This is a genomic window from Wenxinia saemankumensis (genome assembly GCF_900141735.1).
Taxonomy (GTDB): Bacteria; Pseudomonadota; Alphaproteobacteria; order Rhodobacterales; family Rhodobacteraceae; genus Wenxinia; species Wenxinia saemankumensis.
Window position 1 is genome coordinate 135,567 of sequence record NZ_FQYO01000004.1, and the last position, 15,680, is coordinate 151,246.

Here is a 15,680-nt window from a genome sequence, read left to right on the forward strand (position 1 = left end):
CCCTTCGGGATACGCCCTCATGTCCGCCCCTTCGGGTCGAGCGCATCCCGCAGGCCGTCGCCCAGCAGGCAGAATCCCAGCGACACGAGGATGATTGCGAAGCCCGGCATCGTCGCCACCCACCACTGGTCGAGGATGAAGGTCCGCCCGCGCGAGATCATCGCCCCCCATTCCGGCAAGGGGGGCTGCGCACCGAGGCCGAGGAAGCCCAGGCCCGCCGCCGTCAGGATGATTCCCGCCATGTCGAGCGTCACGCGAATGATGGTCGAGGACAGGCAGAGCGGGATGACGTGCCGCGTCACGATCCGCATGTGGCCCGCCCCGGACAGGCGCACCGCCTGGATGAACTCGGCCTGCGCGAAGGTCAGCGTCTCGGCCCGGGCGATCCGCGCATAGGCCGGCCAGGAGGTGATGGCGATGGCGATGACCGCGTTCTCGATCCCGGGGCCGAGCGCGGCGACGAAGGCGAGGGCGAGGATCAGCTTCGGCATCGACAGGAAGATGTCGGTGATCCCCATCAGCACCTTGTCGACCCAGCCCCCCGCATAGCCGGCGACCGCGCCGACCAGCAGCCCCAGCGGGGCCGAGATGACGGCGACCAGCACCACGATCATCAGCGTGATCCGCGCGCCCCAGATGACGCGGCTCAGGATGTCGCGCCCCAGCTCGTCCGTGCCCATCCAGTGCTCGGCCGAGGGCGGCATCAGCCGCTCGGACAGCGACTGCCCGTAGGGCGTGTCGGGCGCGATCCAGGGGGCGAAGGCGGCGACCAGCACCAGGCCCAGGACGATCAGCCCGCCCGCCACGGCCAGCGGGTTGCGCAGCAGCTGCGACCAGGTCCGGTAGGCGCTGCCGAGCGCGGCCTGCCGGCGCGAGGACGGCGCCTCGGCCAGCAGCCAGTCGCGCAGGCCGGACCGGGGGGCGGGGCGGGGACCGGCGCTCATCGCTTCGCCCTCGGGTCGAGCAGGCGGTAGGCCACGTCCGACAAACGGTTGATCGCGACGAAGACCACGCCGACGACCAGCGTCGCCCCCAGCACCGCGTTCATGTCGGCGTTAAGCAGCGCCGTCGTGAGGTAGTTGCCGATCCCGGGCCAGGAGAACACCGTCTCGATCATCACCGACCCTTCCAGGAGTTGCGCGTAGCTGAGGCCGATCACCGTCACCAGCGGCACCCGGATCGGGCGGAAGGCATGGACCCAGATGACCTTCCATTCCGGCAGGCCCTTCACGCGAGCCGTCGTCACATGCTCGCTCCCCAGCTGGTCCAGCATGAAGGACCGCGTCATCCGCGCGATATAGGCGAGGGAGAAGAAGGCGAGGATCGTCGCGGGCAGCACGATATGCGACACCGCGTTGCCGAAGACGGTGAAATCCCCCGCGATCAGCGAATCCACCAGCAGCAGCCCCGTCACCGGCTCCACCAGCCCGTCGTAGAAGATGTCGATCCGCCCCGGACCCGCGACCCAGCCGAGTCCGGCATAGAACAGGGCGAGGCCGACGAGCCCCAGCCAGAAGGCGGGGACCGAATAGCCCATCAGCGCGAAGATGCGGATCACCTGATCGATCCAGGTCCCCTGCCGCACCGCGGCCCAGACGCCGACCGGTACCCCGATCAGCACCCCCGCGAGGATGCCGAGCGTCGCCATCTCCAGCGTCGCGGGAAAGACCCGGGCCAGGTCCTCGGCCACCGGGCGGTTGGTGGTGATCGACTGGCCCAGATCCCCCGTCATCACGTCGCCCACATAGACGAGGAACTGCACGAAGAGCGGCCGGTCGAGGCCGAGCGCGACCCGCGCCGCCTCGTACTGCTCCTGCGTGGCACGGTCCCCGACCACGGCGAGGGCGGGGTCGATCGGCACCACGCGCCCAATGAAGAAGGTGATCGCGAGCAGCCCGAGGAAGGTCACGGCCGTCGTCAGGACGAAGCCGGCGACCCCGCGCGAGGCGCGGCGCAGGCCCCGGGCGGGGCGGGTGGAGGGCTGGGGTATCGCGCTCATGTCGGGGGCCATCCGACATTATCCGCTTGGCAGATGCAAAAACTTTTGTTCTCGTAGTGAAAAGTTTTTACCGGATGCCGCGCGAAAGCGACCGTTGCCATGGATACCGCCCCCTCCCTCGGCCCGCAGATCCGCCGCCGCCGCAAGCGGATGGACCTGACCCTGCAGGCGCTCTGCGACCGGGCGGGACTGTCGGTCGGCTATCTCAGCCAGGTGGAGCGCGACCAGGCGACGCCGACCCTGGCGACGCTGGCGCAGATCGCCCGGGCGCTGGGGGTCGATCTCGACTTCTTCGTCGCCGCCCGCCGCCCTGGCGACGCGCTGACGCGCGACGGCGCGCGGCCGCGCTTCCACCTCGCGGGATCGGTTCTGGGCTACGAATCCCTCGCCAACGACTATCCGGGCTCGGAACTGTCGAGCTACATCATCCACGTCCCCCCCGGCTACGCGTCCGAGCGCGTCGCCCATGCGGGGGAGGAGGTGATCTACATCCTGGACGGCGAGATCGACCAGCAGCTCGGAGCCGAGACCTTCCGCCTGTCCGCCGGCGATTCGCTCCACTACGACGGCGCGGTGCCGCATGGCTGGGCCAATCCCGGCGACGCGCCCGCGCGCATCCTCTGGACCGGCAAGCTCGACGTGCTGCACCGGCCCGAAGGGCCCGCCTCGCCGCCCTTCGCGGCGGCGGAGACCTGACCACCCCGCGGCAACGACCGCATCCGAACCACCAACAGGGACCAAGACAGATGAAGACACTCCGCTCCGCCCTCCTCGCCAGCGCGCTCGCGCTGCCGCTCGCCGCGCCGGCGGCCTTCGCCGAGACGCCCCCCGGCGTGCTCGTCGTCGCGCAGAACATCGACGACATCGTCGCCATCGACCCCGCCCAGGCCTACGAGTTCACCAGCGGCGAGCTGGTGACGAACCTCTACGACCGCCTCGTGCAATACGACGCCGAGGACACGACGGTGCTGGCCCCCGGCCTTGCCACCGAATGGACCGCCGACGAAGAGGCGAAGACGCTGACCTTCACGCTGCGCGACGGCGTGACCTTCCACTCGGGCAACGACTTCACCGCCGCCGACGTCGTCGGCTCCCTCTCCCGCGTGATCGAGCTGAACCTGACGCCGGCCTTCATCCTGACCCAGCTCGGCTGGACGCCCGAGAACGTGGGCGAGATGGTCGTCGACAACGGCGACGGCACGGTCACGATCGCCTGGGACGGCGACTTCTCCTCCGCCTTCGTGCTCAACGTCCTCGCCGCCCGCCCCGCCTCCATCGTCGACATGGAGACGGTGATGGCGAACGAGGTGGACGGCGACATGGGCAATGCCTGGCTCAACGCCAACGCCGCCGGGACCGGGCCGTTCAGCCTGCAGACCTACCGCCCGAACGAGCTGGTGCGCCTCGCCGCCAACGAGGACTACTTCAAGGAAGGCCCGATGCTGGACGGCATCATCCTCCAGCACGTCCCCGAAAGCGCCACGCAGCAGCTGTTGCTGGAACAGGGCGACGTGGACATCGCGCGCAACCTGACCCCCGACCAGATCGCCGGCCTCGGCGAGGGCACGAAGGTCGAGACCTATCCCCAGGCCGCCGTCCACTTCCTGTCCTTCAACCAGAAGAACGAGGAACTGACGGATCCCGCCCTCTGGGAGGCCGCGCGCTATCTCGTCGACTACCAGGGGATGACCGACAGCTTCCTCGCCGGCCAGATGGAGATCCACCAGGCCTTCTGGCCGAACGGCTTCCCCGGCTCCTACGACGAGACGCCCTTCACCTACGATCCCGAGCGGGCGCAGCAGATCCTGGACGAGGCGGGGATCGAGCTGCCGATCACGGTCGAGCTCGACGTGATCAACGCCGCGCCCTTCACCGACATGGCGCAGGCGCTGCAGGCCAGCTTCGCCGAGGCGGGCATCAACTTCGAGATCCTGCCCGGCACCGGCGCGCAGGTCATCACGAAGTACCGCGAGCGCACGCATGAGGGGATGCTGCTCTACTGGGGCCCCGACTTCATGGACCCCCATTCCAACGCCAAGGCCTTTGCCTACAACTCGGACAATTCCGACGACGCCTATGCCGCCACGACCACCTGGCGGAACGCCTGGGCGGTGCCGGAGGAGATGAACCAGGAGGTGCGCGACGCCTTGGCCGAGAGCGACCCCGAGGCGCGACTCGAGATGTACATGGACCTGCAGCAGCAGGTGCAGGAGGAGAGCCCGATCGTCATCATGTTCCAGGCGAGCTACCAGGTCGCCATGGACGAGGATGTCGAGGGCTACGTCAACGGCGCCACGTCCGACTTCGTCTTCTACCGGCTCGTCACCAAGGAGTGAGCCGGCTCGCGGGGGCCCCGCCGCGGGCCCCCGCCCCTGCTCCGCGCCGCTTCGCAGGGTGCAGCCACCGGCCGTCGCGGGCAGAACGTGGCCCGCGCCGCCGGGCCCGGCGTCCCGCCCCCCTCGCGACATCGGCCGACCCGCCGACCGGTCCCCGCGGTCCCCGATAGCCAGGCACGCACCCACCGCGACCGGCACCGCCGCGCCCCCCGTAGGCCATCGCCAACCCGGGCCGCCCCGGCGACCGCCCTTAGCCGGTTCCGGGCCGCCCTGCGGGAACCTCCCGCCCCGCCATGCGTTCGCCGCGTCCCACCGACAGCACCCGACCACCCACCCCCGGAGGGCGACATGGACTGGCTGATGGCGCATGCGGACGCGCTGAACCTCGCGCTCAACGCGGGCATGTTCGCGGTATGGGTGTTCTACCTCCAGCTCTTCCTGTGGAACTACCTCAGGGCCCGCAAGCCGCGGCTGCTCATCAATCGCGGCAAGGGATCGGATCTCGAGGCGCTCTGCCTCGTCTCGAACATGAGTCAGGAGCCGGTCTACCCGCTCAACGTCTACTTCACGCTCGATTGCGGCGACGAGAGCTGCCGCGCGGCGATCACCGACCGCGACCTGCTCGCCGCCCCCGCCGACGACGATCCCCCGCGCGACGTGACCAGCCATGGCCCGCTCACGCAAGGCGACTTCATGTCGATCGGGTCGTTCCGCCACATGCTCGACCTCGCCGTGAAGTTCGGCGAGGGCGAACCCCGTTCGCTCGAGGATCTGCGGGGCCGGATCCGCACGCTCGAGGTAATGGTGACCGGCGCCTTCGGCGGCGACGACCTCGAGATCGCGGCGCGGCGGACTTTCCGCGTCGTCACCGATCGCGAGCCCTGGACCGTCGTCCCGACAGAGCCGCAGACCCGCCAGATCTCCAGCCGGCGCGAGCGGCGCAAGCTGCGCCGCATGGCGATCGACGATCTCGCCCGCGACGAGAAGAGCTTCCGCGGCGGCTGAAGGAGCGCCCGGGGCAGGCAGGGCGCGGCGGTCGGGATGCCGGCCCGGCGACGGCAGGACAGCGCCGGGTGGCCCGTTCCGCCGGCCCGCGCCGCGACCCGGCCGTTCCGGCGCATGCCCTTCCACGGCCCGACCCTCCGCTCGCGGGGCTCCTCGATGGACCCCCGGCCGCCCCGTCCGGGCGGCGCTTCTGCCGCCGGCGCGTGCCCCGGCCGAGGAAGCAGCGGCGCGGCCCGACCGGGTCGACGCGCCCGTCGGCAGGGACCTGGCCCCCGGCCTTCGTCCGAAGCGAAGACCGGGGCCCGGGCTCCGACGTCACGGAGTAGCGGCGCGCATGTCGGCATGGGTCTCGGGATCGCCGTCGAGGGCGGCCTCGATCATCGGGACCAGCCGGTCGACGGCATAGGGGATCGAGAGCAACGAGGCGTGGGAGAAGGCCCCCGAGATCTCCTCGTCGAGGAAGACCTCGCGCCCCTCGCGGCTCGCCTCCAGGAACCGCCGCGCGGGCAGGTCCGTGATCGGGGAGATGTCCCCGCCCTCGGGCGGCAGCCAGATCAGCAGGTCGGTGTCGATGGGCGAGAGATCCTCGGGCGAGAAGGTGACGGCGAACTCGTTCCCGGCGATCAGCGCGTCGATGGCGGGCGGCGTCACGAAGCCGAGCTGCGAGAGCAGCTGCGGGCGCACGTCCAGCGAGGTGTAGGCACCGGGCGCGTCGTTCCACCTGTAGGCGACCGAGACGGTTTGCCCCGCCCAGTCCGGATGTGCCCCGGCGATCGCCGCAAGCTCGCCCTCGATCTCGCCCACCAGCGCCTCGGCCTCGGCCTCGCGGCCGACGGCGCGACCGGTCAGCAGGGCGCGGTCGTCCCAGGGCATCGAATAGTCGCCGACGCCCTCGGGCACGGCGACGACGGGCGCGATCAGGCTCAGACGCTCGTATTCCTCGGCCGTGATGCCGGACCACAGCGCGACGATGACGTCGGGATCCGTCGCAGCGATGGCCTCGAAGTCGAGCTGGCCGCGCAGGATCGTCGGATCCTCGGCCTCCAGCAGCGGCTCGGCCCAGGGCCAGACGGAGCGGGGATAGTCGCCATACCAGTGCCGGATCGCGACCGGCTGGATGCCGAGGGCGAGCAGGTTGTCGGCGCCGGCGAAATCGACCGAGGCGACCCGCTCGGGCGCCTCCTCGATCAGGGTCGAGCCGAACTTGTGCTCGATCGTCAGCGGGTAGTCCTGCGCCGCCAGCGGGCCGGCGGCGACGAGCGCCAGGAGGGCGAGGGGTGTGGTCTGCATCTGGGGGTCCTTCGGGAGGGGGGGCGCCGCTCAGGCGGGCGCCGGGTTGGGTCCGGGCCGGCGCCGCACGGGCGCAGTTCCGGAGCGGGAGACGGGGCGATCGCCGGCCGCCGCGATGCTGCCCGCGCGGCGGATCGCGGCGGACCGGCCCGGGATGAGGCAGGCCGGGCGGCCCGCCCTTCGCCGGTCCATCGCCGGGCACGGCCCGGTCGCGGGCCCGGCAGGTCCGACCGGCGACTTGCAATGGAGCTTGCCCGGCCCCGGGGGTCGGCAGGGGCGGGCCGACGCGACGCGCCCGGACCGGGGAGGTCGGCGCCTCATGCGGCGAGGCCGTGCTTTCGGCGGAGGTACTCCTCCAGCCGCGCACGGCGGCTCTCCTCGTCCCGCAGGACGCAGGTGGTGCAGTATTCCCCGCCCGCGCTGGTATAGTAGCGGCAGCAGCCGCCCCGGACCCTGAACCATTCGCGGATCCCGGGCCGTCCGGGCGCGGAGACCTCGACGAAGCCGGTCTGGCGGGACTGGAGCGGGCTCGCCCGATCCCGCAGGATCGCGCTCGCGATGCCCATCGCGGCCTCCTCCCGCCCCGTCTCCTTGCCCCGGGCCAGCAGCGCGGCCGAGAGACCGTCCCCGACAAGCCGCCAGAGCGCGCCGCGCGACAGGCCGGAGCGCGGCTGCAGCGCGGCGACGAGGGGGGCGAAGAGCGCGATCAGCGCGGCCCCGAACCCGGCGGCGGGATCGGGACAGGCCACGAGCGCGCCGTCCGCGAAGACCATGTCGTAGGCGATCCCCTCGCCGCTCTCCCCGTTCTTCTCCCACCGCGCCCTCCGCGCCACGACAGCGGCGCCCGGCAGGACGCCCGGCAGGACCCCCCGCAGGACGAGCGCCGCCAGGATCTCGGAGACCGAGAAGGCCACGGATCCCAGCAGGTAGGCGGCCGCCAGCCTGTCGTCCCCGCCCGGCGCGCGGGCGCGTTCGGCCGCGAGCCAGGCCTCCAGCACCGCCGGCGACGGCGCATCGAGGCGCAGCGCCGCCTCGGGGGCGGTCCCGACCCGCCCGCGCGCCGAATAGGCGCCGCGAGCGGCGGGGAGCGACTTCAGCACGTCGATCAGGCCGGGCGCGGTCATCGGGCCGCTCTCCCGCGCGCGGGGGCCGGACCGGGCGCGGCGGCGATCGGATATGGGGCCCGGGTCCTCACGGCTGGCCGCCGGCCGGCCGGCGCAGGATCAGCCAGACCAGGATCGGCACCCCGACGATCGCGGTGAAGAGGCCGGCGGGGATCTGCACCGGGGCGAAGAGGCTCCGTCCGGCGAGGTCCGCGAGACCGACCAGACCCGCCCCCACCGCGCCGGACAGGGCGAGGTGCAGCCCGATGCCGCAGCGGGCCAGCCGCGATGCCATGTGCGGCGCGACCAGGCCGACGAAGCCGAGCGGGCCGACCATGGCCACCGCCGCGGCGGCGAGCGCGACCGCGAGCGTGATGAGCCAGGCGCGCACGCGGCCCACCCGCAGCCCCAGCCCCGCCGCCATCTCGGGGCCGAGCCGCAGCGCCGCCATCGGCCGCGCCGCCGCGACGAGCGCCGGGGCCAGCAGGGCGAGCGCGAGGCCGAGCACCGCCACGTCCCCCCAGCCCGCCGCGTGGACCGACCCGGCCAGCCAGCCGAGCGCGGCCATCGCCCGGTCGAGCTGGCCGTAGGTTAGCAGCGCCGAGGTCGCGGCGCCGAGGAAGGCCGCCACGCCGATCCCGGTCAGGATGAACCGCATCGTCGCCCCGCCCGCCCGTCGTGCCGCGATCCCCTGGATCAGCCCCGCGACGGCGAGCGCGCCGGCAAAGGCGAGGAGAGGCCGCAGGGCCGTGGGCAGGTCCGGGACAGCGATTATGGCGGCGACGACCGCCAGCCCAGCCCCCTGGCTCACGCCGACCAGCGAGGGGTCAGCCAGCGGGTTGCGGGTGACGGTCTGCAGCACCGCACCCGAAAGCGCGAGCAGCGCCCCGGCGCAGAGGGCCGCGAGGGCGCGGGGAAAGCGGAACTGCCAGACGACCGTCCCGGCCATGTCCGAGGGCGGGGCACCGGCCAGGGTCGACAGCACCTCGCGCACGCCCAGCGGGTAGCTGCCGGCCATCAGGCTGACGATCAGCAGCCCCGCGACGAGGCCTGCCAGCAGGGCCAGGGCGATCACGGCCCTCATCGGCAGCAGGAAGGTCACAGGGCCGTCGAGCCGCGAGATGACGCCGGCGCTCACAGCCGCGCCCTCACCAGCCAGACGAAGATCGGGGCGCCGAGCAGCGCGGTGACGAGGCCGGTGGAGATCTCGACCGGGGCGAGGACCATCCGGGCGGCGATGTCGACGACGAGGAGATAGGCCGCCCCGGCAAGGGCCGACCACGGCACGACGCGCCGGTAATCCTGCCCGGCGAAGAGGCGCACCGCATGCGGCACGACGAGACCCACGAACCCCATCGGCCCGGCGATGGCCACCGCCGAGGCGGTCAGCGCCACCACGGCGAAGAGGAGGCGCGCCTTCAGTCGGCCGACATCCATGCCGAGGCCGATCGCCGTCTCGTCGCCCATCGCCAGCGCCGTGACCTGCCGCGCCGCCCCCAGCGCGACCGCCAGCCCGGCGACGAGCCAGGGCAGCGCCCAGAGCGCCTGATCGAGGCGCCCCCCGGCGAGCGAGCCGGTGAGCCAGACCCGCAACTCCTCGAAGCTCCGCTCGTCGAGAAGGGTGGCGACGGTGACCAGTGCGCCCAGAAAGGCGGTGATCGCGGCCCCCGCGAGGATGAGGGTCAGCGGCGTCGCCCCACCCGGCGCCGCCGCCGCGATGCCCCAGACCGCCGCCGCCGCCCCGGTCGCGCCGAGCGCCGCCACGAGGGGGATCATCGCCGGCGGCGCGATCCCGAGGACCCCGACGAAGAGCACGACCGCGAAGGAGGCGCCGATCAGCAGCCCCAGCAGGCCCGGCTCGGCCAGCGGATTGCGCGTGACACCCTGCATCAGCGCCCCCGCCACCGACAGCGCAGCGCCGACCAGGACGGCGCAGAGGGCGCGGGGCAGCCGCAGGTCCACGATCACGACATGGTCGAGGACGTCCGCATCGAAGGCCAGCAGCGCCTCGGCCACGATGCCCGGAGGGATCGGCCTCGCCCCGACCGAGACGTGCCAGACGAAGGCGAGCGCCAGCACGGCGAGCCCGGCCAGCGGCGCGGCGCGGGACGCCGGCCCGCGGCGCGGCAGGATCGGGCCGGTCATTCCGCGGCGACGGCCATGCGGGGCGCCACCAGCGGCACGCAGACCGGGCGGCCGCTCGCCGGGTCGGTCAGCACGCTGGCCTCGAGTCCGAAGACCTCGCGCAGCGCCCCGGCGGTGAAGGCGGTCCCGACGGGGCCCTGCGCCACCAGCCGCCCGCCCCGCATCATCACCAGCAGGTCGGCGAAGGCGGCGGCGACGTTCAGCTCGTGCAGGACCATGACCACGGTCCGCCCGTCCTCCTGCGCGATCCGGCGCAGCAGGCGCATCAGGTCGACCTGCACCTTGAGGTCGAGAAAGGTCGTCGGCTCGTCCAGCAGGATGATGTCCGTCTCCTGCGCCAGAACCATGGCCATCCAGCAGCGCTGCCGCTGCCCGCCCGAAAGGTCCGAGACCGGGCGATCCGCGAACCGGACGACATCCGCCGCCTCCATCGCCGCCTCGACGGCCCGCGCATCCGCGCGCGACCATTGCCGCAGCAGGGTCTGGTGCGGGTAGCGCCCCTGCGCCACCAGTTCGCGCACGCTCAGCCCCTCGGGCGCGACGGGCCCCTGGGGCAGCAGGGCGAGCCGGCGCGCGACGTCGCGGGTCGGCATCCCGTGCACCGGACGGCCGTCCAGGACGACCCGCCCGCCCGAGGCCGGCAGGACCCGGGCCATCGTCTTCAGCAGGGTGGATTTTCCGCAGCCGTTCGGCCCGACCAGGATGGTGAGCGCGGCATCCGGGATCGCCAGCGACACGTCACGGACGATCGGCGTCGATCCGTACCCCGAGGAGACCCGCTCGACGACGAGACGGGGGCGCCGGTTCTGGTCGATCATGTTCCGGTTCGGGACGTTCATGGGCCGCTCGCTGGTGGACGAATCTATCCCTACTGATTTTGTAAGACTTCGCAAGGGCGGCAGATTCGGGACTCTCCCGCCCCCCCATCCCTGCGCCCTCGCCCCTGTCGGCAGCCGAACGCCGACGGGGGACGACCCGGGGGGGAGCAATGATCCCCCGTCCCGCTGCAGTCCTGCCCTCCCGATGATACGCGGCCTGCGAGATCGCCTGCGTCAACCTGCAAGTGCCGCATGGTCGCCTCGCGCGGGGCGCGCCTCCCCGGACCGATCGCCCGAACGGCGCGGCCCGGACCGCCCCCTGCGCGACATCGCGCCGTATGCTTCCGATCGGAAACGTCGATGCCGGGGCGATCAGGCTCGAAGGCGGGTCCGGTCGCGGCAATTGGCCGGCCGCGCCCCGGGTCCGCATGCCGTCATCCGGAATGTCGGTCCGGCAGCAGGCCGTCGTGCCCGGGGGGCCATCCGCGCCGGAGCCCAGGGCCGGCAGCCTTGCGCCCGGACGCCGGGCGACCTTCATCGTATCGGAAAGGTGTGGTGAGCCGTGCTGGGTTCGAACCAGCGACCTACTGATTAAAAGTCAGTTGCTCTACCAACTGAGCTAACGGCCCGTCACGGGCGGCTAGCTAGCGGCGGCTCCGGACGGGGTCAAGCGCAAATCAGGCCGATTCCCGACGGGCGCCGCGTCCCGCCCCCTCCTGCCCCGTCCCGACGCCAGGGTCCGCCCCGGCCGATCCGGCACGGACGCCCGCGGCCGGGAAATTCCCCCCGCGGGCCCGCGCGGCGGGCGGGGCACTGGAAATCCCCCGCCCGCTTGCCCTATCTGCCCCCCATGGTCGCCCCGATTCCCTTCATGAAGATGCACGGCCTCGGCAACGATTTCGTCGTGATCGACACCCGCGACGGCGGCCCGGATCCGGCGCGCGTCGACGCCGCGCTTGCCCGCGCCATGGCCGACCGCCATCGCGGCATCGGGTTCGACCAGCTCGCCCTGATCCGCGACGGGGCGGAGGGCCTGCATCTCGACTTCTGGAACGCGGACGGCTCGCGCTCGGCCGCCTGCGGCAACGCCACCCGCTGCATCGCCGCCCGGGAGATGGCGCGGACGGGGGCGACGACGCTCGCCATCGCGACCGATCACGGCACGCTGCAGGCCCGGTCGGAGGGGGCGGAGGTCGCCGTCAACATGGGGCCGCCCGAGACGCGCTGGGACCGGATCCCGCTCTCCCGCGAGGTGGAGACCGATGCCCTGCCGCTGGAGGGCGCCCCGGTCGCGACCTCGATGGGCAACCCGCATTGCACCTTCTTCGTCCCCGATGCCGAGGCGGTGGACCTCGCCGAGCTCGGCCCCCGGATCGAGCACGACCCCCTCTTCCCGCAGCGCACGAACGTGCAGGTGGCCAGCGTCATCGGCCCGGACAGGCTGCGGATGCGGGTGTGGGAACGGGGGACCGGCATCACGCTGGCCTCCGGCTCCTCCTCCTGCGCGACGGCCGTCGCCGCGCACCGGCGCGGCCTCACGGGGCGGGCCGTGACGATCGTCCTCGACGGAGGCACGCTGCGGATCGACTGGCGCGCGGACGGCGTCTGGATGACCGGCCCGACCGCCCATGTCTTCGACGGGGTCTGGCATGGCTGACGGATCCGCCACGCCCCCGGTCTTCGCCACGCTCGGCTGCCGCCTCAACGCCTACGAGACCGAGGCGATGACCCGCCTCGCCGAGGAGGCGGGCGCGACCGGCCTCGTCGTCGTGAACACCTGCGCCGTCACGGCCGAGGCCGTGCGCAAGGCCCGGCAGGAGATCCGCCGCCTGCGCCGCGACAATCCCGGCGCGCGGCTCGTCGTGACCGGCTGCGCCGCACAGGTGGAGCCCGAGACCTTCGCCGCGATGGACGAGGTCGACCACGTCATCGGCAATGCCGAGAAGATGGCCCCCGCCACCTGGGCGGGCCTCGCGGGCGGCTTCGGGACCGAGCGGGTGCAGGTCGACGACATCATGAGCGTGACCGAGACGGCGGGCCACCTGATCGACGGGTTCGGCACCCGCTCCCGCGCCTACGTCCAGGTCCAGAACGGCTGCGATCACCGCTGCACCTTCTGCATCATCCCCTACGGCCGCGGCAATTCCCGCTCCGTCCCCGCCGGGGTGGTGGTCGAGCAGATCGCCCGCCTCTCGGGCGAGGGCTTCGAGGAGGTGGTGCTGACCGGCGTCGACCTCACCTCCTGGGGGGGCGACCTGCCGGGCACGCCGCGGCTCGGCGACCTCGTCCGGCGCATCCTGCGGCTCACCGACGTCAAGCGGCTGCGCATCTCCTCCATCGACAGCATCGAGGCGGACGACGCGCTGATGGAGGCGATCGCGACCGAGCCCCGGCTGATGCCGCACCTCCACCTGTCGCTGCAGCACGGCTCGGACCTGATCCTCAAGCGGATGAAGCGCAGGCACCTGCGGGACGACGCGATCGCCTTCTGCGAGGAGGCGCGCCGCCTGCGGCCCGACATGGTCTTCGGCGCCGACATCATCGCCGGCTTCCCGACCGAGACCGAGGCGCATTTCGCCGACTCCCTCTCCCTCGTCGAGGCCTGCGGCCTCACCTGGCTGCACGTCTTTCCCTATTCCCCGCGGGCCGGCACCCCCGCCGCGCGGATGCCCCCGGTCGACGGCCGCACAATCAAGGCGCGCGCCGCCCGCCTCCGCGCCGCCGGAGAGGACGCCGCCGCCCGCCACCTCGCCGCGCAGGTCGGCCGGACCCACGACGTGCTGATGGAAAGCCCCCGGATGGGCCGGACCGCGCAGTTCGCGGAAGTCCGCTTCGCGGCGGATCGCCCCGTCGGCCGGGCGGAGGCCGCGACCATCTCCGGCGCTACCCGGACCCACCTCACCGCCTGACCGGAACGGCGCGGCCCGCGCCCTCGCAAGGGCCCCCGCCCCCGCTGCGGCGCCCGGAACCGCAACGCCCCCCGGAACCACCGGCGACGCCCCGGCCGGGCCGCCCGCCCCCCCGGCCCGGCATCTCACCCGCCCCCGGCGACGCGGCGCCCCCCGGCGCCCCGGCCCCTCCTTCGCAGGGTCCGCAAATACCGTCCGCCCCCGCCACGCCCGGGCGGCCGGGCCGCGGGGGCTCGCGCCGCCACGCTCTCCAGCAAGGGGAATGCGGGGCCTCCGGCCCCGCTCCGCCGGGTCAGTAGGGCGGCGCCCACATCACCGATTCGACGTTCGGCGCGCCGGTGGCGAGCATCACCAGCCGGTCGAAGCCCAGCGCGCAGCCCGAGGCGGCGGGCATGTGGTCGAGCGCGGCGATGAACCCGGCATCGACCGGGTAGGCCTCGCCGTAGATCCGCTGCTTCTCGTCCATCGCCGCGACCAGCCGGGCTTCCTGCAGGGCGGCGTCGGTCAGCTCGCCGAAGCCGTTCGCCAGCTCGACCCCGCAGGCGAAGAGCTCGAACCGCTCCGCCACCGCCGGATCGTCCGGCGCGGGGCGGGCCAGCGCCGCCTCGGGCGCCGGGTAGCGGTCGAGGATGACCGGCCGGCCCTCGCCCAGCCCCGGCTCGACCAGCCCGACGAGACACTTGGAGAAGATGTCGGACCAGGTATCCGTCTCGTCCACGCCGATCCCCGCCGCCCCGGCCTGCGCGGCCAGCGCGGCGCGGTCCGGCTGCCCGCCCGGCAGTGTCGCGGGCAGGTCGATCCCGTGCCGGGCCAGCGCCTCCGCCACGCTCCGCCGCTCGGTCCCCGCCCGGGGATAGCTCGGCACGCCGCGCCAGCGCAGCGCCTGCGCGCCGCTCTCCTCCAGCGCGATCTGCAGGAAGGCGGCGCAATCCTCCATCAGGGTCTCGTAGCCCTCCTCGGCGCGGTACCATTCGAGCATGGTGAATTCGGGGGCGTGGAGCGGGCCGCGCTCGCGGTTCCGCCAGACATGGGAGAAGGCGAAGATGCGCCGCTCGCCCGCCGCGAGCAGCTTCTTCATCGCGAATTCGGGCGAGGTGTGCAGCCAGCGCCGGTGCGAGGCGCCGGTCTCGTCCACGGCCAGCGTGCCGAAGGCGTGCAGATGCACCTCGTTGCCCGGGCTGCGCTGCATCGCGGCGGGATCCACCTCGACGAAGTCGCGCTCGGCGAACCAGGCCCTCAGCCGCGCCTGGATCCGGTTGCGCGCGATCAGAAGGGGCCGGCGGTCGGCGTGACGCGCGCGGTCCCACCAGGATGTCTCGGTCACGGCGATCGCCCCCCCCCGCCCCGGACGGGGGCGCTGCGGGGCCGCTACTAGCCATGCCGCGCGATCTGCGCTAGGCGGAGCCACCCGTTTTTCCGCGCGCGCGCCCCCGCGCCGCGCGCCCCGATCCGACGACAGGAACGCCCGAATGAAAGTCATCGCCTCCCAGGTCCGCAAGGGCAACGTGCTCGAGATCGACGAGAAGCTCTACGTCGTGCTCACCGCCCAGAACTTCCATCCCGGCAAGGGCACGCCCGTGACCCAGGTCGACATGCGCCGGATCTCGGACGGGGTGAAGGTGAGCGAGCGGTGGAAGACGACCGAGAGCGTCGAGCGCGCCCATGTCGAGGAGACGCAGTACCAGTTCCTCTACGCCGACGACGAGGGCTACCATTTCATGGAGCCCGAGAGCTTCGAACAGGTCACCGTGGCCGAGGACGTGGTGGGCGATGCGAAGGTCTACCTGCAGGACGGGATGCTCTGCCACCTGGCGCTCTACAACGGGATCGCGATCTCGATCGAGCTGCCGCAGAAGATCACGGTCGAGATCGTCGAGACCGAGCCGGTGGTGAAGGGGCAGACCGCCTCGTCCTCCTACAAGCCCGCCCAGGCCGATAACGGCCTGCGGGTGATGGTGCCGCCCCATATCGGCGTCGGCACCCGCGTTGTGATCAACACCGAGGACAATTCCTACGTCGAGCGCGCGAAGGACTGACGCGGGCGGTTCCCCGATCGGGCGGCGCGCGGCGCGGCG

At 72.9% G+C, this 15,680-nt stretch carries 14 protein-coding genes and 1 tRNA gene; 6 read left to right on the top strand and 9 right to left on the bottom strand.

Annotated elements, in window-relative coordinates:
• Nucleotides 1–17: 17 nt before the first annotated feature.
• Both BUE30_RS11745 and BUE30_RS11750 read right to left on the bottom strand, forming a co-directional pair.
• Entirely contained in the window at nucleotides 18–944 is a 927-nt protein-coding gene (locus BUE30_RS11745; RefSeq protein WP_073330690.1) for an ABC transporter permease, read from the bottom strand.
• Nucleotides 941–1,999 (bottom strand): ABC transporter permease, encoded by a 1,059-nt coding sequence (locus BUE30_RS11750; protein ID WP_073331817.1) that lies wholly within the window; start codon nucleotides 1,997–1,999, stop codon nucleotides 941–943. Before BUE30_RS11750 ends, BUE30_RS11745 begins: the two co-directional genes overlap by 4 nt.
• A gap of 99 nt (nucleotides 2,000–2,098) precedes the next feature.
• On the opposite strand from BUE30_RS11750, the gene BUE30_RS11755 reads away from it, so the two are divergent.
• The 3 genes from BUE30_RS11755 to BUE30_RS11765 all read left to right on the top strand — a co-directional run bounded on the left by BUE30_RS11755 (nucleotide 2,099) and on the right by BUE30_RS11765 (nucleotide 5,340).
• Nucleotides 2,099–2,695: a helix-turn-helix domain-containing protein gene (locus tag BUE30_RS11755; protein ID WP_073330693.1), complete on the top strand. Its 597-nt coding sequence runs from the start codon at nucleotides 2,099–2,101 to the stop codon at nucleotides 2,693–2,695.
• A 50-nt stretch (nucleotides 2,696–2,745) separates the two neighbouring features.
• Nucleotides 2,746–4,335 (top strand): ABC transporter substrate-binding protein, encoded by a 1,590-nt coding sequence (locus tag BUE30_RS11760; RefSeq protein WP_073330696.1) that lies wholly within the window; start codon nucleotides 2,746–2,748, stop codon nucleotides 4,333–4,335.
• A 348-nt stretch (nucleotides 4,336–4,683) separates the two neighbouring features.
• Entirely contained in the window at nucleotides 4,684–5,340 is a 657-nt protein-coding gene (locus BUE30_RS11765; RefSeq protein WP_073330700.1) for a hypothetical protein, read from the top strand.
• 315 nt (nucleotides 5,341–5,655) lie between these two features.
• Here the strand turns inward: BUE30_RS11765 and BUE30_RS11770 are convergent, their stop codons facing one another.
• The 6 genes from BUE30_RS11770 to BUE30_RS11795 form a co-directional block, all read right to left on the bottom strand.
• The gene (locus BUE30_RS11770; protein ID WP_073330703.1) at nucleotides 5,656–6,630 is read right to left on the bottom strand and encodes an ABC transporter substrate-binding protein; all 975 of its coding nucleotides are present in this window, start codon (nucleotides 6,628–6,630) and stop codon (nucleotides 5,656–5,658) included.
• A gap of 317 nt (nucleotides 6,631–6,947) precedes the next feature.
• Nucleotides 6,948–7,754, bottom strand: coding sequence for a (2Fe-2S)-binding protein (locus BUE30_RS11775; protein WP_073330706.1), 807 nt, complete (start codon nucleotides 7,752–7,754; stop codon nucleotides 6,948–6,950).
• A 67-nt stretch (nucleotides 7,755–7,821) separates the two neighbouring features.
• A complete protein-coding gene (locus tag BUE30_RS11780; RefSeq protein ID WP_244526351.1) occupies nucleotides 7,822–8,871 on the bottom strand; it encodes a FecCD family ABC transporter permease in 1,050 nt (349 codons plus the stop codon).
• A complete protein-coding gene (locus BUE30_RS11785; RefSeq protein ID WP_073330709.1) occupies nucleotides 8,868–9,878 on the bottom strand; it encodes a FecCD family ABC transporter permease in 1,011 nt (336 codons plus the stop codon). The genes BUE30_RS11780 and BUE30_RS11785 overlap by 4 nt, the downstream gene beginning before the upstream one ends.
• Entirely contained in the window at nucleotides 9,875–10,717 is an 843-nt protein-coding gene (locus BUE30_RS11790) for an ABC transporter ATP-binding protein (RefSeq protein ID WP_244526352.1), read from the bottom strand. The genes BUE30_RS11785 and BUE30_RS11790 overlap by 4 nt, the downstream gene beginning before the upstream one ends.
• A gap of 532 nt (nucleotides 10,718–11,249) precedes the next feature.
• A tRNA-Lys gene (locus tag BUE30_RS11795) sits at nucleotides 11,250–11,325 on the bottom strand.
• A 242-nt stretch (nucleotides 11,326–11,567) separates the two neighbouring features.
• On the opposite strand from BUE30_RS11795, the gene dapF reads away from it, so the two are divergent.
• Nucleotides 11,568–12,353: a diaminopimelate epimerase gene (gene dapF, locus BUE30_RS11800; RefSeq protein WP_083601390.1), complete on the top strand. Its 786-nt coding sequence runs from the start codon at nucleotides 11,568–11,570 to the stop codon at nucleotides 12,351–12,353.
• Nucleotides 12,346–13,605 carry a tRNA (N(6)-L-threonylcarbamoyladenosine(37)-C(2))-methylthiotransferase MtaB gene (gene mtaB / locus BUE30_RS11805; RefSeq protein ID WP_073330715.1) on the top strand — a complete coding sequence of 420 codons (1,260 nt, stop codon included), beginning with the start codon at nucleotides 12,346–12,348 and terminating at the stop codon, nucleotides 13,603–13,605. The genes dapF and mtaB overlap by 8 nt, the downstream gene beginning before the upstream one ends.
• 292 nt (nucleotides 13,606–13,897) lie before the next feature.
• On the opposite strand, the gene epmA is transcribed toward mtaB, so the two are convergent.
• Nucleotides 13,898–14,929, bottom strand: coding sequence for an EF-P lysine aminoacylase EpmA (gene epmA / locus BUE30_RS11810; protein ID WP_073330718.1), 1,032 nt, complete (start codon nucleotides 14,927–14,929; stop codon nucleotides 13,898–13,900).
• A gap of 145 nt (nucleotides 14,930–15,074) precedes the next feature.
• On the opposite strand from epmA, the gene efp reads away from it, so the two are divergent.
• Nucleotides 15,075–15,641, top strand: a complete 567-nt coding sequence (efp, locus tag BUE30_RS11815) for an elongation factor P (protein ID WP_073330721.1) — start codon at nucleotides 15,075–15,077, stop codon at nucleotides 15,639–15,641.
• Nucleotides 15,642–15,680 lie beyond the last annotated feature (39 nt).

Coding starts and splice junctions, on each gene's coding strand:
- BUE30_RS11745 (WP_073330690.1), bottom strand. CDS start 944: ATGAGCGCCGGTCCCCGCCCCGCCCCCCGGTCCGGCCTGCGCGACTGG.
- BUE30_RS11790 (WP_244526352.1), bottom strand. CDS start 10,717: ATGAACGTCCCGAACCGGAACATGATCGACCAGAACCGGCGCCCCCGT.
- BUE30_RS11755 (WP_073330693.1), top strand. CDS start 2,099: ATGGATACCGCCCCCTCCCTCGGCCCGCAGATCCGCCGCCGCCGCAAG.
- mtaB (WP_073330715.1), top strand. CDS start 12,346: ATGGCTGACGGATCCGCCACGCCCCCGGTCTTCGCCACGCTCGGCTGC.
- BUE30_RS11785 (WP_073330709.1), bottom strand. CDS start 9,878: ATGACCGGCCCGATCCTGCCGCGCCGCGGGCCGGCGTCCCGCGCCGCG.
- BUE30_RS11770 (WP_073330703.1), bottom strand. CDS start 6,630: ATGCAGACCACACCCCTCGCCCTCCTGGCGCTCGTCGCCGCCGGCCCG.
- BUE30_RS11775 (WP_073330706.1), bottom strand. CDS start 7,754: ATGACCGCGCCCGGCCTGATCGACGTGCTGAAGTCGCTCCCCGCCGCT.
- BUE30_RS11760 (WP_073330696.1), top strand. CDS start 2,746: ATGAAGACACTCCGCTCCGCCCTCCTCGCCAGCGCGCTCGCGCTGCCG.
- efp (WP_073330721.1), top strand. CDS start 15,075: ATGAAAGTCATCGCCTCCCAGGTCCGCAAGGGCAACGTGCTCGAGATC.
- dapF (WP_083601390.1), top strand. CDS start 11,568: ATGAAGATGCACGGCCTCGGCAACGATTTCGTCGTGATCGACACCCGC.
- BUE30_RS11750 (WP_073331817.1), bottom strand. CDS start 1,999: ATGAGCGCGATACCCCAGCCCTCCACCCGCCCCGCCCGGGGCCTGCGC.
- BUE30_RS11765 (WP_073330700.1), top strand. CDS start 4,684: ATGGACTGGCTGATGGCGCATGCGGACGCGCTGAACCTCGCGCTCAAC.